The following is a 25,672-nucleotide window of genomic DNA, read 5'->3' on the forward strand; positions in this document are numbered from 1 at the left end:
AGGTCAGTTGAGCAGCGGCTTGCTGTTCTTGCTGTGGCGCATCGCGATCTTGCGTCCGATGCGACCCGTCGCCAAGGGGCGTGCGGGCAACGTGTCGTAGTCTTGTTCGGCCAGTTCAGGGAACAGGCCCAGAATTTCCTGCCGTGCAAACGGGTCCACGGCCTTTAACGCTTCGGGCCCAGTGAACAGGCTTTCGGAAATGGCCCCTGCCGAGAAAACCAGTTCGTGGTTATCGAACAGGAAGTGCACATACTCGATCATGGGCTGGGGCCGCAGTTCAACGCCATTGATCCCGACAAGATGCTTGGCAGGCACCAGAATTTCGCCATCCCCGCTGACACGTTGGGCAATTTTGGAGGACACGAACATCCGGTGCTGCGGGGACACCAGCAGATCCCGATCGTTGTTCAAGACCCCCCGTTTCACAAGCACCGGCGCGAACCTGCTGTAAGCAGGCACCTTGCGCCGCCCGACCCAGCGCACCGTCTGAAACCCGTTGTCTACCGTCAGGACACGATCACCAACGCACAGGTTTTCGACCGCCACCTCGCCTGTCATTGTGGTGATCGGCGTGCCCGCCGCAAAGCAGATGATGTTCGTGTTCTCAAAGGTCAGAGAAGACGCATCAACCGTTGTCCCGCCATCCTGAATAACCAGTCGGCCCGCTTCGTCCAGAACGCCATCGCCCAGATCGGCGCGCATCCATGCCAGCGGGTTGGAATAGGTCTGACCCGGATTGGCCGCATTCCATGCAGCCAGAGTGGTGTCGTTATAGAAGGCCGACAGATCGACGAAGTCGTTGTTCGTCTGATCCGCATCGCCGATGCCCGTCGTGGTATCGAAGTCGGTGATCAGATCAGCTGTGCCATCGGCAATAAATGTGTCGGCTCCGGCACCACCGGTCAGCGTATCCGACCCGTCACCGCCATCCAGTGTGTCAGATCCTGCACCGCCGCTCAGGGAATCCGCGCCAGAGCCGCCGTTCAGGCTGTCGGCGCCGTCGTTGCCAACCAGCGTATCGTTTCCGGCGTCGCCAAAGAGCGTGTCATTTCCGGTGCCGCCCTGAACGCTGTCTGCACCATCCCCAGCATTCACCTGCCCCGCCGTATTCGACAGTGTCAGCGTGTCATCAAAGGCAGAACCCGTCAGGTTTTCGAACCCGCTGATCGTGTCGCCCGCAGCATCCCCACCAGACGCCGTGTTCGTCGACAGATCGACCGTGACGCCTGCGCTGCTGCCGGAATAATCCAGCGTATCGGTGCCATCGCCTCCGCTTAGGGAATCCGCGCCAGCGCCACCCTGAACGGTGTCATCCCCCGTACCAGCCGTCAGCGTATCCGCACCCGACCCGCCCCTCAGGCTATCGCTACCTGCGCCTGCATCGACGTTCATGCTGGCCGTGCTGAGCGAGCCGTCTACCGTGTCTGCGGAACCGGTGAGCGTGAAGCTTTCAATCTCGGAGAAGGTCGCAACATCCGACCCGGATGTCAGGGTACCCGCCTCATCTCCGGTAAAGGTGACGTCGACCCCATTCAGGGTGATGCCAGAGGCATCGATCAGATCGGTTTCGCTGTTGTCGCTGTCTTCACCGCCTGTGATCAGGTCTGTGCCGAAGGCATCATACAGAAAGACCGTATCGCTTCCGGTGCCGCCCAGCATCGTGTCGTTTGCAGCGCCGCCATAAAGCTGGTCGTTTCCAGCGCCGCCATCTAGCGAGTCATTTCCGATGTCACCGGAATTGTCGCCCCACAGCGTATCGTTGCCGTCACCACCAAGCAGTGTATCACTGCCATCCTCACCCATGAGGACGTCGTTGCCGGTCCCACCATCCAACAGGTCGCCTGCGTCCCCGCCGTAAAGGAAATCGTCGCCGCCTTCGCCATAGAAGGTGTCCGACCCCGTTCCATCGCCGCTGCCCGGCATATCGTCGATGGTATCGCTGCCTTCACCACCGTAGGCGACGTCGTTGCCGGAATCCGTGACGATTGAATCGTTGCCATCGCCACCACTGACCGAGTCATCGCCCGCTTCACCATAAAGCGTGTCGTGCCCGGTGCCGCCGGAAATGATGTCGTTCTCGGTGCCACCGTAGACCAGATCATCGCCCGCGCCTGCGATCAGGGTGTCTGCGCCAGCGTCGCCATAAATGGTGTCGTTGCCGCCCGACGATTCCGCCATTTCGACGACAGATACCTCGCGTACCAAACCGTCTGTCGTGGTCGAGTTCGTCGATGTCGTGTTGGTGATGACAATCGTCGACGTCGTTGAGGTCGCAGAGAACTCAAAAGTGAAGGTCTCAATTGTACCGTCTTGGACCGTAACCGTTTCGGTCGCGACAACGGTACCAGTGTCGTCCAGAATATCGATCTGGAATGTGTGGTTTCCGACGCCTGCCTGAAATTCCTCAAGCGTGATTGAGGTCTGGTAGCTGCCGCCTGCCGTCGTCGAGAAACTCTGCTGGATCGAGTCCCCATAGACGGTTTCATCACCGGTGTTAAAGCTGGCGGATCCGATGTCGAACAGAACACCGCCATTGCCCGTGGGGTCATTGTACGTCCAGCCTGCACCACCCGAAGAAAAATCTCCGTTGGTCAAAAGCTCGGTAGAGGTCGCGGATAGGCCGTCGCCGACGATATAGTCGTCGCCCGCCCCGCCAGACAGCGAATCCGCGCCATCGACACCGGTGTAGGCCGTTTCGTTCAACCCCGTTGAAATGATCGCAACGCCATCATCCGCGTCACTGGCAGATACAAGGATGCCGCCCTCGACATCCATCGACTCTGAATCCAGCAGTTCGGCACTGCCTTCGGCGCCGTCGGGCGACGTCGCGACCTGCGTCAGGGTCACCGTTCCGTCAGGGTTCACCGTGACGGTGTGATATTCCAGCCCGGGCTGTTCGCCACCGATTACAAGCACACCGCCTGAATCGGTTTCGAGGTAATCCATCGTCGAAATATCAGTGACGATGTTATCAACATGCCCGACGAGCGTTAGGTCGTAGGTGCCGTCATTGTTAACCGTGTCGGCATCGATGCGGAAAATGGCGACGTCGTCGTCGGTGCCGCCAACGAACAGATATGTTTGTCCGTTAATTTCCGCAAAGGTCCCGGCATCAACGTCCCACAGACCCGTCTCGATTGGGCTAACCAGATCGCGCCCAAGATTGTTGCCCTGCGGATCCGTCTCGCTTGCACCGGCTTGGTCATCGCCACGGGCGTTCTGGAAAGTAAGCTGACCAGTGCCGTTCAGCGTCCAAAGCGAGATACCGTTTTCGTCACCGCCAGCGATGACAAAGGTTTCGCCCGAGCTGTTGGTGAAGCTTTCCAAGAGCGACGCAGACTGAGCATCGCCGTTGTTGAGATAATTTTCGCCTGCCCCGGAACTGTCGTATTCAATATCAGTCTGGGTCAGCGACCCGTCAGTATTGATCTGATACGAAATAAGCGCATCTCCGGTCGAACCGGACAAAGCAAGCAGATAGGGTTGCCCACTCACCTCGGCGATGGACAGTTCCTGAATTTCCGTGACACCGGTCAACGGAGTAAGCGGCGTTAGGGCACCGCCAATAGAGATTTCAGCAACACCGATCGCGTCGTAAAATTCCGCCGCTGAATAGACATACGTCGACCCGTTACTGAGCGTAATAGCAGCAAGCGCCTCGACATCGTTGTACCCGTAAGGATTCGTTGCCTCGGTAATCGTATCGATCTGCCCGCCAATGACACTGCCGTAAGTCGCCGACGTCGGATCGTTGTCGACCTGATAAGACGCAATACCATCAGACGATGACGTGCGTTCGGACGTGATCAGGATCAAGTCGCCGTTGGCCAGTGTGACCAGCTCGACCGCGCGGGTGTTCCAGGTTTCGGTCCCACCCGCATCCTGAATGTTGTCGGTGTTCGTCGGGTTCAGTTCGCCGTAAACCGAACCATCGGCCATATCGCCATAGATCGTGTCGTTCCCGATCCCGCCTGTGACCGTATCGTCGCCACCTGCGGCCTCGATATAATCGGCGCCATCATTGCCAACGATGGTATTCGCGCCAGCATCAACCTGATCGCCATTCGCATCGCTATAGCCGGCCTTGATGACATCGTCACCTGTCGTACCATCGACCGTACCATCGATATATTTTGCATCGATCCGGTCGGCAGCGATGTTGCCATCTGCCGTAATCAAGGCCGTCAGCGTAATGGATTCAAGCGGTTGCTGTTCAAGCACCCACTGCTTGTCTTCGGCCCCGACCATGTGCGGGACAAGGTACAGTTCGCCCGTTGTCGTCTGGACCAGCTTGACCTCGGCCGTGGCCGTAGTCCCATCAACGTAGGTTACAGTCGCCGTATAAACTGCAAGACTATCAAGCGTGTAGGTCGTGCCGCCAATCGACACCTGATGATTGGCAAGGTCGTTGTTCGTCTCGTAGGCCGCGACGGCTGAAATCTGGGATAGAGTATAATTTTCGTTATATAATGGGTCAGCAGTCGTGCCAAAGGTGCTGCCGACCAGAAGGCCGGCATCTTCAGCAAGGTTGTTACCTTCAACCGGGTCAATCGACGCGACGGTTCCAAGGTATAGGACTGCAAACGTTGTCGCCATATCACCACTCGGCGGCCCGGCGCCGGAACGCAGGACAAGGTTTCGGGGATCGCGCCTCAGCGTTTCCGCAAAATCGCGTTATTATTGTTGTGCCCCCGCTTCCCAGACAAAGAGCACCTCAACCAACGGCTGGGTGGTGGATACGTTTAGAATCTTAAAGGCGAGCCGGGCCTGCAAGAGTCTGGAAGTAACTGGAAAATCCAGACAACTTTTGATTCACCAACCACTTTTTTCACCTTTCAAAATCGCTTCGCCATAAGCCGAGCACGAAAGGGAGCGCATGCAAATTGCGCGCCAGACCAAGAGTTCGGCGGCCACGGTGTCGTGGTAGGGATATCAATCGTTCATCTGCGTTTCTGGTGGAAACGGCAGGAAGCGTAAGACAGGCTCAGCCGCGCGAAATTCAGGTAAAGCTGTATCTTACGATGACCAAAAGGGATCTTCTCCCCTGAGGGGAGGGCGCTTCAAAGGTTGCAATTCCTGATGGATATTTACACGGAAAAACAGAACGTTTTGTTTCCGACAAAGGCAGGGATCATGTCCGTTATTGGGGGATGAAGTGGGATTTACCCCACCTCGCCCACGCGGAAATCGGGGGTGCCTGACCGGTTGATGACCGTATCGACATTAACCATGTCATTGCCGCGCGCCCGGGCGATGGCGTCGGCCTCGCTCATACCATGGTCCAGCCACCGCTGGATCAGCCGCGTTTCCAGCACGTCGCGCGGAACTTCCAAAAGAACGGTCATGTCGAACATCGACGCCAGCTGATCCCAAGGCTTGTCTTTCAGCAAAAGGTAGTTGCCTTCCGCCACGATGATCCGCGTCGTCGGTTCAATCCGTCCACCATTCGGAACAGTGCGATCCATTGAGCGGTCAAAGGTCGGATAATCCACCGTGTCCTGCGTGCGCACGTCAGACAGCAGTTTGCCGAACGCCTCGGCATGAAAGGTTTCAGGAGCACCTTTGCGTGGAAGAAGACCCAGTTCGATCAGGTCGGCGTTGTCCATATGAAACCCGTCCATGGGCAAAACCGCAGCGATATCGCCCAACCGGTCAACAAGCGCCTCGGACAAGGTGGATTTTCCGGCGCCCGGAGGCCCCGCAACCGCCACAACAAACCGCCCGTCGCCAGTGGCGCGGTCGGTGATTTCCTTGGCCAGTTGTTCAACAGAAATCGAAGTCATCGTTGTCCCGTTCGTCAAAAGGGGCAGCCCAATGGCCTGCCCCAGCGCCTGTTACATGTGACGTTAACTTACACGATTTTGGCCGGGGTCAAGCCGCTAGATAGGTTTTCAAAGCGGCAGTCATGCCCTCGGCCCAGATCAGGCGTAGCCATTTGTCGAAGGCTTCGGCAAAGCGCGGCTCGTTCGCCAGATCACCATAGAACTGGTCCTGCGCGATCCATTTCGCCGGATCATCCTTCGCAGCCTTCGCTGCCACTTGCAGATCGGTCCAGAAGGGGTCATTCGGCTGGATCGTGCTGCCGTCTTCGCGTGTGCCTTCGCACATGCGGGCCCAAGCGGCTTCGGTCAACGCAAGCCCTTCAATCGGGGTGCCAGCGGCCAGACCATCGCGGATGGACGGGATCACAAACCCCGGATGGCGCGAGGATCCGTCGAACGCGACGCGACGCGTGGTATCGACGATACGCGGGTTGGCAAAACGGCTTGAAATCAGTTCGACGTAAGACTCGGGCGTGCGGCCCGGCACGGGGTGCACGTGCGGAACGATTTCGTTCAGCGCGACCTTATTGAAGAACGCCGCGATTGCGCTGTTCGACATACAACCGGAAATCGTCTCGATCCCGAGCACCTCGGCCGCGCCCACGATGATCTGGTGACCGCCGTTCAGAATGCGGATCTTCATCATCTCGTAGGCATGCACATCGTCGGTAAAGACCGCACCCGCCTTATCCCAGTCGGGGCGACCGGCACAGAAGTCATCTTCGATGATCCACTGACGGAAGTTTTCGTGCGTCACCGGTGCTAGGTCTTCGATACCCAGTTCATGCGCCAGAGCGATCTCGGTCGGGCCGGTGGCGGGTACAATGCAATCCACCATCGAGTTGGGGAAACTACAGTTCGCATCAATCCAGTCGGCAAGATCCGGATCGGACAGACGGGCCAAGGACACGACAGTCTGGCGCAGGATAGCGCCGTTGCCTTGCAGGTTGTCACAGCACAGGCCGGTGAAGGGGCCAACGCCGGTATCACGCCGGATTTTCAGCGCCGCCGCCATCGCGCCAAAGGGCGTTTTCGGGGTCGTCGGATTTGCTGCATCATGCTGGATATCAGGATGGTTTGCGTCGAACGCCTTGGTCACCGGATCGATATAGTAGCCGCCTTCGGTCACAGTCATGGCGACGATCCGGATGTCGGCCTGCGCCATTCGCGCGATCAAGGGCGCGTTATCGGCAGTCACCGGAACGAAATCGATCATGGCGCCTGTCACTTCGGCGGAAATGCCCGACGGGTCCAGTTCGATCAGGGTGTTCAGATAGTCCTGTTCCAGCAATTCCAGACGACGGGTTTCATCGTTCGGACGCACGCCTGCGCCGACAATCGCCCAATCCAGCGCCTGACCGTTTTGCATCAACCGGTGCAGGTACCACGCCTGATGGGCGCGGTGGAAATTGCCCAAACCGATGTGAACGATGCCCGCCGTCAGCGCGCTTCTGTCATAGGTCGGAACCGCGATGTTCGCAGGCAGATCAGACAGGGTTTTATTATTGAGTTTCACCATAGAGGGCTCCAGCATTCCACCGTCCATCAACTCATCCAGTTTCCGCCGTCGACCCCGAAGGTCTGCGCGACGACGTAATCTGCTTCTTCAGTGGCCAGAAAAACCGCCATTCCGGTCAGGTCTTCTGCGGTGCCCATGCGCCCGAAAGGCACGGCTTCACCGACTTCTTTTTTCTTCTGGCCCAGAAGTTTGTTTTCGTATTTCGCAAAAAAGGCATCGACCCCGTCCCAGTGTTCGCCGTCGACCACACCGGGTGCGATGGCGTTCACGTTGATGCCGTTCTTGATCAGGTTCAGACCTGCCGACTGGGTCAGGCTGATGACAGCCGCTTTGGACGCACAATAGACACCTACCAGCGCCTCGCCACGGCGACCGGCCTGGCTGGCCATGTTGATGATCTTGCCCTTGATGCCACGGTCGATCATGTGGCGCGCAACGGCCTGCATCATAAACAACGTGCCCGACACGTTGATCGCGAACACGCGGTCGTAATCCGCGCGGTCGATTTCAACGATTGGGGCGGCGGTAAAGATCGCGGCGTTGTTGATCAGGACGTCGATCTGGCCGAATGTATCTTCCGCTGTCGCGATCGCCCGATCGATGCTGTCCTGATCGGTCACATCCAAACGCACGAACGCGGCTTTTTCACCCAGTTCCTTCGCCGTTTCAGCACCACGGTCCGCATCGATATCGGCAATGACCACCTTGGCACCTTCGCGCAAATACGCTTCGGCAAAGGTGCGCCCAATCCCTCGGGCCGCACCTGTGATCAGGGCCGTTTTTCCTTCCAGACGCTTCATTCGATCCGAAGCCCTTGCGCGTCAAAGCGGTGCAGGTGCTGCAGGTCCGGCGTCAGCATGACCTTGGCGCCGTACTTCAACGACAGTTCGCCGCTGGCACGCACTGTCAGGGGCTTTTCGAAAGCCGGACAGTTGATGTGGAAGAACGTATCAGAACCCAAATGTTCGGACACACCAACCGTGCCTTCCCAATCACCGACTTCCGTCGAGATCGTGATGTGCTCGGGGCGGATGCCGATGGTTGCCGCGCCGTGCTTAGCGGCCTCGGCACCTTCCAGAAGGTTCATAGTGGGGCTGCCGATGAAGCCCGCAACGAATGTGTTGCGCGGCTTGCGATACAACTCCAGCGGGCTGCCGACCTGTTCGATCACACCGGCCTGAAGAACAACGATTTTGTCCGCCATAGTCATCGCTTCGACCTGATCGTGCGTCACGTAGATCATGGTTGTCGACAGACGTTTGTGCAGTTCCGAGATTTCCAGACGCATGCCAACGCGCAGCGCCGCATCAAGGTTGGACAGCGGTTCGTCGAACAGGAAGGCCGCAGGTTCGCGGACAATCGCACGGCCAATGGCCACGCGCTGACGCTGACCACCGGACAACTGGCCCGGACGACGATCAAGGTAATCGGTCAGGTTCAGAACCTTAGCCGCGTCTTCGACACGACGGTTCTGTTCAGCCTGATCCAGCCCCGCCATCCGCAGCGGGAAGGCGATGTTCTTGCGCACCGACATATGCGGGTAGAGGGCGTAGGACTGGAACACCATGGCAAGACCACGTTTCGCAGGGGGCACTTCTGTTGCGTCCTGACCGTCGATCATGATGTGACCGCCAGAGACATCTTCAAGACCCGCAATCAAACGCAGAAGGGTGGATTTACCGCAGCCCGACGGACCGACAAAGACAACGAATTCACCGTCTTCGATTTCCAGATCCAGCGGAGAGATAACCTCGACCTCGCCAAAGCGCTTGGTCACTTGTTTAAGATGGATTTGTCCCATGTCTACGTTCCTTATTTGACCGCGCCGAAGGTCAAGCCTCGGACAAGTTGTTTCTGGCTGAACCATCCCATGATCAGGATCGGGGCGATCGCCATGACCGAAGCCGCACTGAGTTTCGCGTAGAACAAGCCTTCAGGGCTTGAATAGCTTGCAATGAATGCCGTGAGAGGAGCCGCCTTGGCCGCTGTCAGGTTGAGCGTCCAGAAGGCTTCGTTCCAGGCAAGGATCACGTTCAGAAGAAGTGTCGATGCAATGCCGGGGACGGCCATGGGCGTCAGGACATACATCACCTCTTCGCGAAGTCCCGCGCCGTCCATACGCGCCGCTTCAAGGATTTCACCCGGAATTTCCTTAAAGTAGGTGTACAGCATCCAGACGATGATCGGCAGGTTGATCAGCATCAGAACGATGACCAGACCAATGCGCGTGTCCAGCAAGCCCAGTTTGATGAAGCCGATATAGATCGGGTACAGAACACCCACCGCCGGCAGCATCTTGGTCGACAGCATCCACATCAGGATACCGCGGGTCCGTTTGGATGGCACAAAGGCCATGGACCAAGCCGCAGGAACGGCCACCAGAATACCAAGAAGCGTCGAGCCGACAGCAATCGTGACCGAGTTCCAGAAGTGTTTGAAGTAATCCGACCGGTCCTGAACTGTGGCGTAGCTGTCCAATGTCCATGCCGATGTCAGCACTTCGAACGGGGCCTTGATTGCATCGCCTTCGGACTTGAAGGACAGCACAAAAATCCACAGGATCGGGAAGAAGATGATCAGTCCGACCGCCCATGCAAACAGCGTGTTGATCGTCTTGCGTTGTGTTGTGATAGCGCGTGCCATGATTTCAGTCTCCTCACGCGTCCAGATTTTTGCCGACGATGCGGATCAGGAAGGCCGCGACGATATTGGCTAGGATGATGGCGTAGACACCGCCCGCAGATCCAAGCCCGACGTTCTGGCTTTCAAGAACACGCTGGAAGATCAAATAAGTCAGCGTTTTGGTGCCAAAGCTGCCTGCGGTGGTCACAAAGATTTCCGCAAAGATCGACAGAAGAAAGATCGTCTGGATCAGCAGAACAACTGTGATAGCGCGCGACAGGTGCGGCAGGATGATAAAGCGGAAGCGGCTGAACCAGCTGGCGCCATCCATTTCCGCGGCTTCGATCTGTTCGCTGTCCAGCGACTGGATCGCGGTCAGCAGGATCAGCGTCGCAAAGGGCAGCCACTGCCAGCTTACGATCATGATCAGCGATGGCATCGACGCCTGACTAAGCCACTGGACCGGTTCGGCCCCGAAGGCCCGCCACATGTAGGCGAGAAAGCCGTTCGTCGGGTCCATGAACATGTTCTTCCAGACCAGACCGGACACGGTCGGCATGACGAAGAAAGGAGCAATTACAAGGATGCGAACAACGCCCTGTCCCCACATCGGCTGATCAAGCAGCAGCGCAAGCAGGACACCTAGGAAGATTGTGATGACCAGAACGCCACCGACGATGATCAGGGTTGTCGCAACTGCCGGCCAGAACGAACTGGACGACACAAAGCGCGTGTAGTTTTCAAATCCCACCCATCCAAGGTCACCACCGCGCAGCGGCAGGTATTTCTTGAACGAGAAATAAAGGGTCATTGTCAGCGGCACGAGCATCCAACCGAGAAGTAGGATCACCGCCGGGGCCATCATTATTCTGGCTGCGGACTGTGAATGCTGGGTTGCCATAGGCACACCTCCGTTGTTGACGGGATTACCGTCTCAGATGCGGATGCAACTGTACAAGATTTTAGGTAGAGAAAAGTTGGGGGGCAGACTTGCCGCCCCCCAGTCCCGTAGGGAGGGAGAATTAACGGTAGCCTGCGGCTTCCATTGCGTCGTTTGTCAAAGCTTGTGCCTTTTCCAGCGCTTCGTCGATCGACTGCTGACCAGCGTAGACTGCCGAGAATTCTTGGCTCACTTCAGTCGCGATGCCTGCGAATTCCGGGATAGCTGCGAACTGAACACCAACGTAGGGCGACGGCTCTACTGTTGAGTTGTTCGGATCAGCCGACAGGATCGAGTCCAGCGTCATCTGTGCGAACGGAACTTCCATGTAGTTCGGGTTTTCGTACAGCGATGTACGTGCGCCCGGAGGTACGTTTGCCCAACCTTCTTTGGAGGCAACCAGTTCAATGTAGTCAGTGGATGTTGCCCACTCGATGAACTCTTTCGCTGCGCCTTCTTTCTGTGTGCCTGCCGGGATCGCAAGAGCCCATGCCCACAGCCAGTTCGAACGCTTGCCCAGACCGTTGTCAGGCGCCAGAGCGAAACCAACGCTGTCTGCAACAGTCGAGTCGTTCGGGTTTGTCACGAAGGATGCCGCAACTGTCGCGTCGATCCACATGCCGCACTTGCCCTGTTGGAACAGCGACAGGTTTTCGTTGAAGCCGTTGGTCGCGTAGCCCGCGGGGCCGGATTCGTTCATCATGCCGACGTAGAATTCCAGCGTGTCTTTCCACGGCTGTGTGTCGAACTGTGCGTTCCAGTCCATGTCGAACCAGCGTGCACCAAACGAGTTAGACATCGCTGTGATGAACGCGCCGCCTTCACCCCAACCGGCTTTGCCGCGCAGGCAGATACCGTTGATGTCGTTGTCGCGGTCTGTCATCGCCGCTGCTGCTTCGCGGACGAAGGACCATGTCGGTGCTTCCGGCATTTCCAGACCGGCTTTTTCCATCAGGTCTGTGCGGTACATGATCATCGAGCTTTCGCCGTAGAACGGTGCCGCATAAAGCGTGCCGTCGTGGCTCAGGCCGCCTGCCATTGCGGGCAGGATGTCATCGACGTTGTATTCCTCGGACAGATCGTCCAGCGGGACCAGCCAGCCGTTCGCACCCCAGATCGGCGTTTCGTACATGCCGATTGTCATGATGTCGAACGCACCGCCTTTGGTGGTGATGTCTGTTGTAACACGCTGACGAAGAACGTTTTCTTCCAGTGTAACCCACTCGACCGTGTGGCCGGTTTTGGATGTGAAGTCATCGGTCAGACCCTGCATACGGATCATGTCGCCGTTGTTCACTGTCGCGATTACGATGTTTTCCGCGTAGGCGGCGGAACCTGCGATCAAAGATACCGCAGTGGCCGTACGAAGTACGCTACGAAGTTTCATTCTCTTCCTCCCTAGAATGAAGTTGCCCACCCAAGATAGAGCCACGACTTTCTTCACGTCAATATTATTTTTAACGCGCGTAAAGAAAAAAAATAAACCGCGAAAAAATATGAACTTACGCAGACGCGCGCATGATCAACTCCCCATCCAGCAATGTTGTCGGACGTTCTTCCAAACGCTGCTCCGATTCGATCATCGACATGACGATCTCGACGCTACGCGTCGCGATCAGGTCGTAGTTGTGTGAAATGGTTGTTAGCGTCGGACATGTATAGCGCGAGAACGGGTGGTTATCGTGCCCCGCGACCCGCAGCGAACAACCTTCAGCGTGACCTACCTTAACACCTAGTTCGTACGCGGCAGAAAGAAAGCCAATGGCCAGACGGTCGTTCGAACAGAAGACAGTGTTGGTGCTCAACTCTTTGTTCGTAATCGCGCGTTTGGCTGTTTCGTACCCGATTTCTTCCAGATTCCAGCCCTCGCCTTCAGCCTGGATCAGTTGCGGCGTGTGACCAAGACGCTCCATCGCAGCAAGATAGGCATTGCGGCGCTTGATGGCGTTCGGGTTCGGCGGTGTACGCATCTCGAAAAACACCGGCGGTTCGCCCGTCCGGGTCAGGTATTGGATCATCACGTCGGTCGCCTGAACATTGTTGTGGCCGATGAACGCCTCACCTGCCCCTTCGATGTTCGAGTCAAAGTTCACAGTCGGCACGTTGTCACAGAAATCCATGATCGCCTGTCGGTCTGACGTCCGTCCCAAAGGTGCCAGCAAAACAGCCGCCGGCTTGATCTGACGCAGCGCCTCCAGGTTCGACACCTCGAGGTTCGTATCACCGTGCGAGCTTAGCAAAATCGGGCGAAAGCCTTCGGCGATGACCAGAGTTTCGATCCGACGCGCGATTTCAGCAAAGAACGGGTCCGCAAGGTAAGGCACTATGATGCCGATGTTTTTCGTGAGCTTGCGGTTCTGGTTCACCGCGAAAATGTTTGGTCGGTAGTCATGATGCTCAAGCGCCGCTTCGATCTTGGTGCGGATCGAAGCCCGAACGCTTTCGGGATCGTTGAAGTATTTCGAAACCGTGGGGCGGGACACACCGCTAAGCGCTGCAAATTCTTCCATATTACGGATTTTGGAGTCGCTCATCGGGTCGCGCCTTTTAAAATTTTCGCTATTTTTACATAATATTTCCGCGCGCAAACAATCAATGATTTCCTGAAAATTCACTGATGGAAAAGGCCAAGGCATATGCCATAGCGCGCCGTGAACCATTGGAAAAACGCGACGTTTCATGTGGCTACGCAGCGAACTTCCGGAATCGATCTGCCTGTCTCCACGCATTTACAGATCAGGACTGCGCGACCGTTACCAAACCGCAAACCACAAACGGCACCAACTCCGCAGGGCATTGGTAAAGCTATCAAATTTAGGATTGAGTGGCTGGGGTGGTAGGATTCGAACCTACGGTACACGGTACCAAAAACCGCTGCCTTACCGCTTGGCTACACCCCAACTGGCGGGCTACTTACGACGAGCCTGACTTGGGTTCAAGTGCCGAGTTCAAAAAACTTTCGAAAATTGAGCAAGTTCTTTTCAAGAGCCTTCCCGCCTCTCGGATCACAGTTGCAATGCGGCCAAATTCTTATGCGTCAAGTTGCGAACACGGCCTGCCCCCGCCCCGCGTTCTTGGCGGCATAAAGCGCGGCATCTGCCATCTCGCTAAGGCTTTCCATAGACGATACCTCGCCTCCTTTATGGGAAACGATCCCGATGCTGGACGATATCTTTGCCGAGATATCGCCAAAGGGAATCGGAACCTCGATTTCATCAATCATTTTCCGCGCCAGACGGCCCAGCGCGTCCTGACGGATCATGCCGGGGCAGACGATCACGAATTCGTCGCCGCCGATCCGCGCGACCGTGTCATTCCGTCTGACGTTGGACACGAGGATCTTGGCAACCGCCTGCAAAACCGCATCGCCTGCCGCGTGCCCGTGTGTGTCGTTCACCGCTTTGAAGTAATCGAGATCAAGATAGATCAGCGCAAATTCCTGATCCCGCAGTCGCTCTAACACCACATCCAAAGCGCGGCGGTTTTTCAGCCCCGTCAGGGTGTCGGTAAAAGCCTGCTCTTCTGCAGCGATCCGTGCTGCTTGCAAGCGCTGGTTCAGTTGGCGTGATGCACTCATCGCGGCGGATTTCGCCTCGATCACGAAAAGCATTTCAACGGTCAGATCGGTGGGGGAAAAATCTGTACTGACAAGGCGATGCTCGGTCACCGATTGAGCCACGGCAAAACCAAAAGACGTATCCAAAATGTATATATTTTTATCGCCTCGCGCCAGAACGCCCGTCAGTCGTGTTTCAACCGCGCCCTTAGCCTCCAGACGCAATTTCCGCCCGAGAACTTTGGGCAAATCCGCAGCGCCCGAAATCCCCTTGGGTCGACTGAACGCCACGACATCAAACACAGATTGCCCAACGACCGATGTATCCCCGAAAACCTTGGTCAGGGTCGGGCCGACGTGAAGGATGATCCCCTGATCATCAAGCACCGCATGCATCGGAAGAAGCTGATCTAGCGCGCCGCAACAGTCCCTGTTCATGTCGCCCGCCTTTCAATTACGCCTAGTTCAAAATTGTTGCCGGATGCATAGGCCGCTTCGATCAGTTGAACCGACACCAGAGAGTGACCTTCTGTCTGATCCTGCACATCCATCAGAACCAATGCGCCGTAGTCATCGGCCATGGCCCGTAGCAGACCCAACAGAACATGTGCGGCGTCACTGGCGAAATCGTGGACACAGTGCAGTTCGTAGAGGCCCAGTGATTTCTCCTCGACCTCGAGCTGAGGCAGGATCAGATCCGGCACAGCCAGCCGCGCGCGGTCTGGCAGATCGTCGAAGGCATTCAGAAAATCCAGAAAATCGACACCTGAAAACCGCAGCAAGCGCCGCGGCACACCGCAGTTGGGATGTGACACCAGATATGTGCCCAAATCCTCAAGCAAGCTGTCTTTGGGTTTGCTCAGATAGTCAACCGCCGCATTCAGAACGTCACTTGTGACCTGAGCAGGATAGCTCAGCATAGCTTCGAAATTCTGAATGTCTGTCTTGGCGTTTCTGGCAATCGCCGCCCAAGCCGCAGGTCCATAGGTATCCAGCAAAAAATGCTGGAGCGTTTTGTTAATCAGCCCATGCATGTCGAATCCTCTTTGGATCAGAATGCACCGCACCGCTTAACAGAGACCAAACAGTTAAAAATGTGCCTTTTCGTTTGGGTCGGACCGCAACCAATCTGGCAAATGGCCGATGTGGTCCAGAATGACATCGGCCAAATCAGACAGCTCATCCGTTCCTGCCACACCGGTAAGGACACCAACAGACACCATACCAGCCGCCCGCGCCGCCATAAGATCGTGACGACTGTCACCGATCATGGCTGTTTGTTCTGGCGGACACCCGATCTGCTGCGCAAAGGCCAGCAAAGGATCGGGATCGGGTTTGGCACCATATCCGCTGTCGTATCCGGCTACGAAATCGAACATCTCGTGGACACCAGCGGCTTTAAGATGGGCCAAGGCGCCCGCTTCGCTGTCATTGGTCATGACGCCGGTGGCGATGCCCATGTCCTGCAACTGCCCCAGCAGTTCGGGCAACGGCGTAGCAGGCACCAATGGCGCGACCGCCACCCGTTCGTCGAGATGGCGGATCAGGGTATCAAACGTCCACTCGGGCAGATGCCTGAGCAGGATCGACGTCGCTTCGGCCTGCGTGCCTGCGATGATGGGGCTGTCGGGCTGCATCTTGCGCGTGTCCAGATCAAACCGCGCGTCGTGGGCCATGGCTTTCAGGACATCGTCACGTCCCTTCGCAAGATCGACGAGGACCTGATGGGTCCAGACATCCCATGTTGCCCTGAAGTCGAACAGCGTGCCGTCCTTGTCGAACAGAACCGCCTTGATCCGCGTGGGGTCACTCATGTCCAGTGGACCTGCTCTCCGCCCGGCAGCATCGCCCGCGCCTGAACCGGCACGTCATAAGGAAGGCCGACATCGTCGCAAAACGACACAACCCAGCGGTCATCCATTAACAGAAACTCAAGCACAGAGCCCTGAAAGGCCGCGTCCGTCAGACCTGCGCGGAAGTCGGCTTCGCTTGCGCCGGTCGAGCCTAAAAACACAGGCAAAAGTTCATCATTTCCGGCCAGCCATCCCATAGCCTGAACGCCGATTGTTTCCGCTGCTTCACGAGACACAGACATATTTCATCAATTCCGAAAGGGTTTCTTAACCTAAGTCACTAAAGACTGACTCAATCGCCCTGTGCAACCATCAGGGCCCAAGTCTGCTAAAGGAGTTGCGCCATGTCCGGGCGTATCCTGATTATCGATAGCCTTGCCGTGAACCGTATTATCCTGCGGGTCAAACTGTCTGCGGCGTTTTACGAGGTATTCCAGGCGGAAAACGCCAGACAGGCCAAGCGCGTTCTGCAGAACGAGCAGATCGATCTGATCATCGCCTCGGACGGTCTGACAGATGTGGACTTTGAAGGTCTGCAAAACACCCTGCGCCAAGGGGTGAAAACACGCCTTATGCCGCCAGTGGTTTTGATTCAGAAGGAAAACGATCAGGCCAGCCGGACCAAAGCATTGAAAAAGGGTGCGCAGGCGGTTCTGCCGCGTCCTGTCGACGAATTGCTGTTGCTGGCGCACATCCGGTCTTTGCTGCGCAATCGCGATGCCGAACTGGATTTGGGGCTTAAGGCCGAAACGGCGCAGGATTTGGGTTTTGAAGAACCCAAAGTGCAATTCGATCACCGCCAAGTGATCGCAGTGATGCGTGACAAGAACCAGTCGGATCTGAAAAAGAGCTTTGCTGCTTTGGATGGCGAAACCCAGTTTTTCCGGTCAGACATGCTGCTTCGCAAAGCGGCGAAAACCACTGATCTTTTTGTTTTGTTCGAAGATGCGGATCACCCCGGATTGGGCCTGTCTTTGATGGCAGAACTTCGGTCGCGCACGGAAACGCGGCACGCGGCAATCCTGTATATTGCTACGGAAACGCAACGGAATGCTGCCATTCACGCGCTTGATCTCGGGGCGAATGACGTCATGATCGGCTTGACCGATATGGCCGAGATGACGGTCCGGATGAACGCGCTTTTGGAACGCAAGGCGTTGCACGATTGCCTGCGCACCAAGGTCCAGACCGATCTGAAGGCTGCGATCGTTGACCCCCTGACAGGCCTGTACAACCGGCGCTATGCCCTTCCGTTGATGAACCGCCTTCTAAAGGCGGCCACAGCCGCGAAAATGCCGCTGAGCGCGATGATTGTGGATGTGGATTTTTTCAAAAAGATCAACGACCGGTTCGGCCATGCCAACGGGGATCGTGCCTTGGTCGAAGTCGCCAAACGCCTGCGTGAACACCTGTCGCCACAGGATGTGATCGCGCGGATTGGCGGAGAAGAGTTTCTTGTGATCCTACCGAAAACCAACATGAAACGCGCGATCCGTTCGGCCGAACGTCTGCGCGCAGGCATGAACAGCGGCCCGATCCAATTGTCCGAGGCATCCGCCTATGTCAGCATCAGCATCGGTGTCACAACCAGCCTGAATGCCTATGGCGCAACCGCCACCACGGTTCTGGAAGAGGCTGACAACGCCCTTTATGCGGCCAAATCAACAGGCCGCAACAAGGTCGTTCACGCCAAGGCTCAGGGTTTGGGACCGTACCGGTCGCCCTTTTTGCCGCGCGAGCGGAATTCGGAAACTTCCTCGGCCAGCCGGTCGGCATAAGCCGCGCGCTCGGCAGGGGTTTTGGTTCCCAAGTACTCGACCATCATCTGGCGACCACGTTCCTGCAGCGATTTCGAACGCTGGTGTTGACGTTCAAGTACGCTGGTCAGTTCGGCCTGATTGAATTCCGGCTGTTTCAGCAGATCGACAACGTCCTGATAGTCCTGCAACGCCAGTTCACGCATTTCGGGCGACGGTTTGCTGTTTTTGAAAAACTCGCGCCCCAAAGCACGGCGGTCCTCTTGCGAAAAGGCGCGCAGATACAGGAACGGACCATCCGGCGGGGGGCGCCGGCTGAATTCACGCGGACCGGAGTTGGCAAAGAAGAACGTCGCCATCGCGCCCACAATCAGCAGGTTCAATGCCAGCGAAACCACCAGCAGAACCCGCGTCCAAGGGAACCGTTTCGGCTTTTCCTGTTGTACATCAGACATCTTTTACCCTTCCAACATCGCCAGTTCGAACCCGGTGACCGGATCAAACAAATAGTCCGAAACAACCGCCCCGTCCTGCCCCAAGACCTGCGCCATCGTATCGCTGACAGCCGTAGGCGGGTTCAAACCGATCCAGACACCGGTCAACGTCGCAGCACTTAGACCCGCCAAGGCAGGCCAGCCCCCGACCGCGCCCATAATCTGGCTCCAGACGGACTTTGGCGCGCTGGCAGCAGCGATCTGAGCACGGCGATCCGTTTCCGCCTGCGCATCTGCAATCATGCGCGCCATCAGCCCGTCCGGCACCACCGGCGCGGATTTCTTGGCGTCGTCAAAGAACGCTTCCAGAAAGTCGTCATTCTCCGGCGTGGTCATAGCCCAACTCCTCGCGCTTGCGGGACAAAAGCGCCGTCAAAGCGCGCTTTCCCCGTGCGGTTAAACTTTCGACTGCTCGCGGTGTGATGTCCATGATCTGGCCGATCTCGGGGTTCGAAAGCCCGTCGATGTGGCGCAGAACAACCGCCTGTTTTTGTCTGTCCGGCAATTTGTCCAATGCGTTTTGCAACGCCTCGTGCCGTTCTTTTTGCTCCATCGTCTCAACGACCGAAGCACTGTCGTCCGCCATTTCAGGCAGATCATCAAAATTCGTCGTGCGCCGCTTGCGGATACGGTCGATGCACATATTGGCCGTTACACGATACAGCCACGTGCTGACCTGTGCCTCGCCACTGCGCCAGTCCGGTGCGATCCGCCAAAGCTTGAGCATCGCATCCTGCGCCACATCTTCGGCCTCGGCCCGATCGCCCAACAGCCGCATGGCGTGGGCAAACACCCGACCCGCATGCCGCAGGGTCAAGGCTTGGGCCGCCGCCTGATTGCCCGAAGCATAGGCGGCAAGAAGATCTTCGTCGCTTTGATCTGTCATAAGGTCCAGCGGCACTTAGTAACCTTTACGCCTATCCTGATCTGCAAAGGCGGGCAATGTCGGGCGGAGGGATGAGGTTTCCGCCCGACATGAGGTATTAGAACTTGCCGTGACGTTCGCCGCGGCCTTCGCCCATACCTTTACCTTTGCCGAAACGCTTACCCATTTTGGACTGCAGATCGGCGATTTCCTCTTCGGTGATCACGCCATCGCTGTTGGCATCGATACGGTCGAACATCTTGGCCGGACCCTGACGAGCCTCAAGCTCTTCAGGCGACAGCTTGCCGTCTTCGTCGGCATCCATACGTTCAAGCATACGCTGCGCGCGCTGCTGCATGCGCTCGGACTGCGGCTGTTCGAAACCTGCGACCAGTTCCTCAAGCGAAACAGCGCCGTCACCGTCGGTGTCCATGCCAGCGAAACGGGCTTCGCCACGGGCTTCGAATTCCTCAAGGCTGATCTGGCCGTCGCCGTTGGCGTCGATTTCAGAGAAGTTGAACTGCGGACCCTGATGGTCGCCGCGCGCTTGTGCGTCGCCTGCGAAACCACCCATCGCCACTGCTGTTGCCAAAACTCCTGCACCGATAGCTGCAAACTTCATGTTTGTTTCCTTCCAGTTCTTGTTTCAACACCGGTCCGTTGTGGCCGGATATGCAGGTCAAACGGGCCAGCTTCGAATTTCCGTCGAAAAAAGTTTGGACTTCGGAAAATGGTGGTGGATTGCTTGGCAGTATAGAAGCGCAAGCGATCCATTCGGAGACGTAAGGCGCAACTGGCCTAAATGTGCCCAGAGTGGATCATCTGGGTTTCACATAATCGGCTTGGAAACCAAATTTGACGGCTCGTTCGAGCCCATTGTTGCACTATGCGCTCTTGGGTAATTTCGTTACGAGGGCTAGGGGTCGACCCGAAATTTAACTTATCAGATGGAGCTGTAAGATAGACGATGTTGGGACTGATTGCGGTCGTGGGATCATTAGTCTGCTCGGGTATCTGGCTATCCATGCTGTTTTCCGGGAAAAAATCAGGTCTGATTTTTGGTATAAGCTTTGAAACTTACATGTTCTGCAGCATAGGTTGCGCTGTTGTCGCCACATTGCTGCTCCGTCTCGGCATTTGAGTCCGTGTGTTCTTCGTCAAACTAGCGAAACTGATCGAAAGTCCACTTCGTCCGCACCGCTGACATTAAAGCTTTCGTCCCCAATTCAATACCGCTACCCGCTCCATTTGCGACATCCGGACGCAAGGGCGGTTTGACACCTTTTTATTACCCCCTTGCTTATGCAAATTGACGGCCTCAACGAGGTGACTGATGTCCGAAACAGATCAACAAACTGAAGAACGCCCGACGCTGCCGGCCTTGCTTAAGGGTTGGCGCCGGAAATGCCCGAATTGCGGGTCCGGCCCTCTTCTGAGTGGCTATCTGAAAGTGCGCGACACGTGTCCTGTGTGCCGCGAAGACCTGCATCATCACCGCGCGGATGACGGGCCCGCCTATCTGACACTGCTGATCGTGGGCCACCTGATGGCGCCTCTTCTGCTGTTTGTCTTTGAAACATGGCGCCCCGAGCCGTTGACCCTGTTCACCATCTTCGCCGTTGGATGCAGTGGACTGTCGCTCTATCTTTTGCCAAGGTTGAAGGGGATGATTGTCGCCTTCCAATGGGCAAAACAAATGCATGGGTTCGGCGAGTCTTCGTGATCTCCGGACCACGGAGTGAATATGACCGAAACCAAAGACGTCCCCATTCGTGACGCCTCGACCGTTATTGTGATGCGCGACAAGGCCACGCGCCCGCGCGTCCTGATGGGGCAACGCGGGGCCAAGGCTGCGTTCATGCCGAACAAGTTCGTCTTCCCCGGCGGTGCCGTGGACAAAGGCGATGCGCATATTCCACTGGCCAATCCCCTGGCTGACGGCTGCCGCGCCAGACTGGCCGAGGATGCTGCGCGCGATATGTCCGGCGCATTGGCCGCCGCAGCCATCCGTGAGCTGTGGGAAGAGACCGGTCAAATCCTGGGCCAGATGGCGGCATGGACCGATCCGGTGCCGGACGACTGGATTGATTTCGCCAACCGTGGCTACCTGCCCGATGCCTCTGCCCTAAGCTTTGTCTTCCGCGCTATCACCCCGCCGGGACGCCCGCGCCGGTTTGATGCGCGGTTCTTTCTGGTCGATGCGGATGCACTGGCCAGCGATCCCGATGATTTCGATGCGGCTTGCGACGAACTCAGCCACTTGCAATGGGTGCCTGTAGACGAAGTGCGAAAGCTGGATATGCCATTCATCACCGAAGTCGTTCTGGCCGAAATCGCTGCTCGAGCGACGGATGACAGCGTTCCGGACTCTGTCCCGTTTTTCAAAAACAACGACGAAGCCAGCCTGTTCCTGCGCCTGAACGGGCGACCGATGACTGATTGAAGCAATTGAAAAGCTGAAACAAATAAGGCCCCGATCCGAAGATCAGGGCCTTTTTCATTTCGATAAAGATCGAAATTAAGTTCAGACAGCTTTCTTCAGGGCGTCGACCAGATCGGTGCGTTCCCACGAAAACCCGCCATCCGCATCAGGCGTACGGCCAAAGTGGCCATAGGCGGCTGTGCGTTCGTAGATCGGCTTGTTCAGTTCCAGATGCGTCCGGATACCGCGCGGGGTCAGGTCCATCACCTGCGGAATGGCTGCTTCGATTGCAGCGGCGTCCACCTGACCTGTGCCGTGTGTATCGGCATAAATCGACAGCGGCTTGGCCACACCAATCGCATAGCTCAGCTGGATCGTACAGCGATCGGCCATGCCAGCCGCAACAACGTTCTTCGCCAGATAGCGCGCAGCATAGGCCGCCGAACGGTCAACCTTGGTCGGGTCTTTACCCGAGAACGCGCCACCACCGTGGGGGGCTGCGCCGCCATATGTGTCCACGATGATCTTACGGCCTGTCAGACCGGCGTCGCCATCCGGCCCACCGATCACGAAGGTGCCTGTGGGGTTCACCCACCATTCGGTTGCATCTGTGATCCAGCCTTCGGGCAAAACTTCGCGGATGTAGGGTTCAACAATCGCGCGGATGTCAGCCGAGCTTTGGCTTTCGTCGGCGTGCTGTGTGGACAGAACGATGGACGATACGCCAACCGGCTTTCCGCCTTCATAGCGGACAGACAGCTGCGATTTCGCGTCAGGGCGCAGCAGCGGTTCCTGACCGGATTTGCGGACCTCGGCCAGACGACGCAGGATCGCGTGGCTGTACTGGATCGGGGCCGGCATGAGTGCGTCTGTTTCGTTGGTTGCGTAACCGAACATAATGCCCTGGTCGCCCGCGCCTTCATCACCACGTTCGCCTGTCACGCCCTGCGCGATGTGCGCGGACTGTTCGTGCAGATAGTTGGAAATCTTACAGGTCGCGTGATGGAACTTGTCCTGCTCGTACCCGATGTCTTTGATACAGGCGCGCGCGATGTCGGGGATGCGCTCCATGTATTCCGCCAGTTTGGCTTGGTCTGTCAGACCAACTTCGCCACCGATCACAACGCGGTTTGTCGTTGCGAATGTTTCGCAGGCTACGCGCGCCAGCGGATCTTCTGCCAGTAGGGCATCGAGGATCGCGTCAGAGATGCGGTCACATACTTTATCGGGATGGCCCTCGGAAACGGACTCCGAGGTAAACGTATAATTGTCACGAGACATAGGAAAAGTGCTCCATTAGGTTTCGCTGCCACGCCAGGAAGCCGTTGTGGCAGGTGTATGTCGTTGCGCTACGCCCTTGTTATGGGCACGTCAATGAGAATTAGAGCGCGCGCGCAACGCGCCAACCAAGGTGAGTCCCAATAGCAGCACAAGCAACGGAACGTCACCCGAACGCGCATAGACCGTGTCGTTCAAAGCTGCGGGCAAAGGTACATCGATGTACCCCGCCTGCCCCAGATCGATGGAATCCACGATACGTCCCTTGGCATCAATGACCGCCGAAACGCCAGTATTGGCGGATCGCAGCATCGGCAAACCCTGCTCAATCGCGCGCATCCGCGCCTGTGCCAGATGCTGGTAAGGGCCGGACCACGTACCAAACCACGCGTCATTTGTGATCTGGATCAGCATATCAGGGCGGCTGCCCCCTGTTTTTGCATGCTGGGGAAAGACGGCCTCGTAGCAGATCAAGGGCAATGCTTTGCCCAACGGCCCCAAGTCCAACAGGCGCGGCCCTGGCCCTGCGGAATAGCCGCTGGCCGCACGCTGCGCCAAACCGCCCACGTTGATCCGCGCGAAAAGATCGGGGAACGGCATGTATTCCCCGAAGGGCACAAGGTGATGCTTGTCGTAAACCGCAGAGGTCTGGCCGCTGGCATCCTGCAGGATCAGGGAATTGTAATACCGCCCGTCGTCTTCGCGTTGGATGCCGACAATCATTGGAACCGGACCTGCGGACTGCGACACAACGCCAAGCGCTTCCTCGGCGTTGTTCAGCAACATCGGCATCGCTGTTTCCGGCCAGATGATCAAATCAGGACGTGGTCCAACCTCGGTGAAGGACAAAAGCCGGTTAAAGAACACGGGGATCATGTCGCGCTGCCACTTTTGATCTTGCGGCGCGTTGGGCTGTACCAGTCGCACGATCTTGGGCGTGCCCTCTTGTGGTGCGATCGGGCGGTTTTGCAGATACACGCCACCACCGATCAGTCCGATTGCCAGCGCAATTGCCGCCAACCCCAAGGGCAACGCACGGGTGCGCGACACCTCTGAGGCAAGCCACGCAATCGTCAGGGTCAACAGCGTCAGCCCATGGGGCCCGATCACTGCCGCCCATTGCGCGCCAATCGTCGGTGTCCAGACATAGCCGACAAGCCCCCAAGGAAAGCCCGTCAGAATATAGGCGCGCGACAGTTCTGCCAGCGTCCAGAGCGGCACAACCAACCACCGCAAACCAGAGGATGCAGCCAGCCAGAAAGGCATGGCCCAGAATATCGCAAGACCAGCCGCGATCAGCACCAAGGCGAACGGGGCCATCCAGCCTGTGGTCGCGGCATCAACCTGAAACGGGTTCACAATCCACGTCAGGGACGTCCCGAAGTATCCAACACCAAAGGCCCAGCCGATCCAGCCTGCCTGTCTGCGGCACACTTCAGGTGACAACATCAGGAATGGAACCAGCAACGCAGGCAGGGCCAAGCCTGTCAGGTCAAAGGGCGCCTGCCCCAACCCAAAGGCCACGCCCGCCAAAAGCGTGATCACCAAACGAAGCCTGAGCGACAGGCCCCGCATCGGCGCGAAAAGGTCACTCATTCGGGGCTGCGCTTGTGGCGTCTGCGCCTTGCTTGCGGCTGTTCACCGTACCGGGCGCACCCGGCATCCGGACGCGCAGGCGCTTGATCCGCCGCGGATCGGCGTCCACGACCTCAAACTCGATCCCGTCGGGATGCGGCACCATTTCGCCACGGGCCGGGACACGCCCTGCCAACATGAAGACAAGGCCACCAAGGGTGTCGATCTCTTCTTCATCGATTTCTTCGTCTTCGGTCAAAGACATGCCGATACCGGCTTCGAAATCAGACAGGGGCGTTTTGGCCAGAGCCAGATAGGTGCCGGTCTTTTCCTGCCGCCAGTTCTTATCTTCTTCGATGTCGTGTTCGTCTTCGATCTCACCGATGACCTGTTCGATCAGGTCTTCGATGGTCACCAGACCATCAACACCGCCGTATTCATCAATGACCAAGGCCATATGTCGGCGTTCGGTCTGCATTTTCGTAAGCAGAACACCGATCGGCATGGAAGGCGGCACGAACAAAAGCGGGCGCAATACATCTGCCAGATTAAAATCTGTTGTCTCGCCGTTAAAGCCGTGAAGAAGCGCAAAGTCCTTCAGATGGACCATGCCAATTGGTGTATCCAACGTGCCCGTGTACACCGGCAGTCGGGTCAATCCGCTTTCACGGAAAATACTTACCAGGTCTTCTTTGGAAACGGTGTCCGGTACGGCGATGATATCTGCCTTCGGCACGCTGACGTCTTCGACGCGCATACGGCGCAGGTTCATCATGCCGTGTGTCACCGGAGCAGGAGCCGCAGTCGGGCTTCCATTTACGACGGTATCGTCGTCCGAATTTTCTGAACGTGCTCCGAACAAACGGCGGAGAACGCCCACGCTGGTCTTGTTTTCACTGGTCTGCTGCGCGCCCTGCGCTGCATTAGACGACCCGTCGGTTTCGCCCATCTCTTTCCTGTCCAAAATGA

The 25,672-nt window shown here is 57.2% G+C and carries 23 protein-coding genes, 1 tRNA gene and 1 riboswitch; of the genes, 3 read left to right on the plus strand and 21 right to left on the minus strand.

The features are described from left to right. Positions 1-3: 3 nt before the first annotated feature. From C4S59_RS02390 to C4S59_RS02460, 14 genes are all read right to left on the minus strand, one after another. Positions 4-4,596, minus strand: coding sequence for a Hint domain-containing protein (locus C4S59_RS02390; RefSeq protein ID WP_103908867.1), 4,593 nt, complete (start codon positions 4,594-4,596; stop codon positions 4-6). A gap of 566 nt (positions 4,597-5,162) precedes the next feature. Next, positions 5,163-5,783 carry a nucleoside/nucleotide kinase family protein gene (locus tag C4S59_RS02395; RefSeq protein WP_200813153.1) on the minus strand — a complete coding sequence of 207 codons (621 nt, stop codon included), beginning with the start codon at positions 5,781-5,783 and terminating at the stop codon, positions 5,163-5,165. An 88-nt stretch (positions 5,784-5,871) separates the two neighbouring features. Next, the gene (locus C4S59_RS02400) at positions 5,872-7,341 is read right to left on the minus strand and encodes a mannitol dehydrogenase family protein (RefSeq protein WP_103909392.1); all 1,470 of its coding nucleotides are present in this window, start codon (positions 7,339-7,341) and stop codon (positions 5,872-5,874) included. 26 nt (positions 7,342-7,367) lie between these two features. Beyond that, positions 7,368-8,141: an L-iditol 2-dehydrogenase gene (locus tag C4S59_RS02405; protein ID WP_103908868.1), complete on the minus strand. Its 774-nt coding sequence runs from the start codon at positions 8,139-8,141 to the stop codon at positions 7,368-7,370. Next, positions 8,138-9,142 carry an ABC transporter ATP-binding protein gene (locus C4S59_RS02410; protein WP_103908869.1) on the minus strand — a complete coding sequence of 335 codons (1,005 nt, stop codon included), beginning with the start codon at positions 9,140-9,142 and terminating at the stop codon, positions 8,138-8,140. Before C4S59_RS02410 ends, C4S59_RS02405 begins: the two co-directional genes overlap by 4 nt. 11 nt (positions 9,143-9,153) lie before the next feature. Beyond that, complete coding sequence (locus C4S59_RS02415) at positions 9,154-9,984, minus strand: carbohydrate ABC transporter permease (RefSeq protein ID WP_103908870.1); 831 nt, start codon at positions 9,982-9,984, stop codon at positions 9,154-9,156. A gap of 13 nt (positions 9,985-9,997) precedes the next feature. Next, positions 9,998-10,864: a carbohydrate ABC transporter permease gene (locus C4S59_RS02420; protein WP_103908871.1), complete on the minus strand. Its 867-nt coding sequence runs from the start codon at positions 10,862-10,864 to the stop codon at positions 9,998-10,000. Between the two features lie 121 nt (positions 10,865-10,985). Then, positions 10,986-12,290: an ABC transporter substrate-binding protein gene (locus tag C4S59_RS02425; RefSeq protein WP_103908872.1), complete on the minus strand. Its 1,305-nt coding sequence runs from the start codon at positions 12,288-12,290 to the stop codon at positions 10,986-10,988. Between the two features lie 115 nt (positions 12,291-12,405). Continuing rightward, positions 12,406-13,437, minus strand: coding sequence for a LacI family DNA-binding transcriptional regulator (locus C4S59_RS02430; protein ID WP_103908873.1), 1,032 nt, complete (start codon positions 13,435-13,437; stop codon positions 12,406-12,408). 291 nt (positions 13,438-13,728) lie between these two features. Continuing rightward, a tRNA-Gln gene (locus C4S59_RS02440) sits at positions 13,729-13,803 on the minus strand. A gap of 137 nt (positions 13,804-13,940) precedes the next feature. After that, entirely contained in the window at positions 13,941-14,897 is a 957-nt protein-coding gene (locus C4S59_RS02445) for a GGDEF domain-containing protein (protein WP_103908875.1), read from the minus strand. Next, positions 14,894-15,493, minus strand: coding sequence for a heme NO-binding domain-containing protein (locus C4S59_RS02450; RefSeq protein WP_103908876.1), 600 nt, complete (start codon positions 15,491-15,493; stop codon positions 14,894-14,896). The genes C4S59_RS02445 and C4S59_RS02450 overlap by 4 nt, the downstream gene beginning before the upstream one ends. Positions 15,494-15,547: 54 nt before the next feature. Then, positions 15,548-16,273 carry an HAD family hydrolase gene (locus tag C4S59_RS02455; RefSeq protein WP_103908877.1) on the minus strand — a complete coding sequence of 242 codons (726 nt, stop codon included), beginning with the start codon at positions 16,271-16,273 and terminating at the stop codon, positions 15,548-15,550. Next, positions 16,270-16,554: a DUF3572 domain-containing protein gene (locus C4S59_RS02460; protein ID WP_103908878.1), complete on the minus strand. Its 285-nt coding sequence runs from the start codon at positions 16,552-16,554 to the stop codon at positions 16,270-16,272. Before C4S59_RS02460 ends, C4S59_RS02455 begins: the two co-directional genes overlap by 4 nt. 102 nt (positions 16,555-16,656) lie before the next feature. Between C4S59_RS02460 and C4S59_RS02465 the strand changes: the two genes are divergently transcribed. Continuing rightward, positions 16,657-18,090, plus strand: a complete 1,434-nt coding sequence (locus tag C4S59_RS02465; protein ID WP_103908879.1) for a diguanylate cyclase — start codon at positions 16,657-16,659, stop codon at positions 18,088-18,090. Here the strand turns inward: C4S59_RS02465 and C4S59_RS02470 are convergent. The 4 genes from C4S59_RS02470 to C4S59_RS02485 form a co-directional block, all read right to left on the minus strand. After that, the gene (locus C4S59_RS02470; protein WP_103908880.1) at positions 18,009-18,524 is read right to left on the minus strand and encodes a periplasmic heavy metal sensor; all 516 of its coding nucleotides are present in this window, start codon (positions 18,522-18,524) and stop codon (positions 18,009-18,011) included. The two genes, C4S59_RS02465 and C4S59_RS02470, sit on opposite strands and share 82 nt — an antisense overlap. Positions 18,525-18,527: 3 nt before the next feature. Continuing rightward, entirely contained in the window at positions 18,528-18,899 is a 372-nt protein-coding gene (locus C4S59_RS02475) for a hypothetical protein (protein ID WP_103908881.1), read from the minus strand. Further along, positions 18,880-19,449 carry an RNA polymerase sigma factor gene (locus C4S59_RS02480; protein WP_103908882.1) on the minus strand — a complete coding sequence of 190 codons (570 nt, stop codon included), beginning with the start codon at positions 19,447-19,449 and terminating at the stop codon, positions 18,880-18,882. The genes C4S59_RS02475 and C4S59_RS02480 overlap by 20 nt, the downstream gene beginning before the upstream one ends. Before the next feature lie 97 nt (positions 19,450-19,546). Next, the gene (locus tag C4S59_RS02485; RefSeq protein WP_103908883.1) at positions 19,547-20,050 is read right to left on the minus strand and encodes an EF-hand domain-containing protein; all 504 of its coding nucleotides are present in this window, start codon (positions 20,048-20,050) and stop codon (positions 19,547-19,549) included. 711 nt (positions 20,051-20,761) lie between these two features. On the opposite strand from C4S59_RS02485, the gene C4S59_RS02490 reads away from it, so the two are divergent. Further along, positions 20,762-21,151 carry a DUF983 domain-containing protein gene (locus tag C4S59_RS02490; RefSeq protein ID WP_103908884.1) on the plus strand — a complete coding sequence of 130 codons (390 nt, stop codon included), beginning with the start codon at positions 20,762-20,764 and terminating at the stop codon, positions 21,149-21,151. Between the two features lie 21 nt (positions 21,152-21,172). After that, positions 21,173-21,871: an NUDIX hydrolase gene (locus tag C4S59_RS02495; protein WP_103908885.1), complete on the plus strand. Its 699-nt coding sequence runs from the start codon at positions 21,173-21,175 to the stop codon at positions 21,869-21,871. 81 nt (positions 21,872-21,952) lie between these two features. Here C4S59_RS02495 and metK read toward each other — a convergent pair whose 3' ends face one another. The 3 genes from metK to C4S59_RS02510 all read right to left on the minus strand — a co-directional run bounded on the left by metK (position 21,953) and on the right by C4S59_RS02510 (position 25,652). Next, the gene (gene metK, locus C4S59_RS02500) at positions 21,953-23,131 is read right to left on the minus strand and encodes a methionine adenosyltransferase (protein WP_103908886.1); all 1,179 of its coding nucleotides are present in this window, start codon (positions 23,129-23,131) and stop codon (positions 21,953-21,955) included. An 8-nt stretch (positions 23,132-23,139) separates the two neighbouring features. Then, positions 23,140-23,187, minus strand: a riboswitch (SAM-SAH riboswitch). Between the two features lie 34 nt (positions 23,188-23,221). Next, complete coding sequence (lnt, locus tag C4S59_RS02505) at positions 23,222-24,724, minus strand: apolipoprotein N-acyltransferase (protein WP_103908887.1); 1,503 nt, start codon at positions 24,722-24,724, stop codon at positions 23,222-23,224. Continuing rightward, positions 24,717-25,652 carry a transporter associated domain-containing protein gene (locus C4S59_RS02510; RefSeq protein WP_103908888.1) on the minus strand — a complete coding sequence of 312 codons (936 nt, stop codon included), beginning with the start codon at positions 25,650-25,652 and terminating at the stop codon, positions 24,717-24,719. The genes lnt and C4S59_RS02510 overlap by 8 nt, the downstream gene beginning before the upstream one ends. Between the last annotated feature and the right edge of the window lie 20 nt (positions 25,653-25,672).

Source organism: Thalassococcus halodurans (assembly GCF_900108225.1).
Classification (GTDB): Bacteria; Pseudomonadota; Alphaproteobacteria; order Rhodobacterales; family Rhodobacteraceae; genus Thalassococcus; species Thalassococcus halodurans.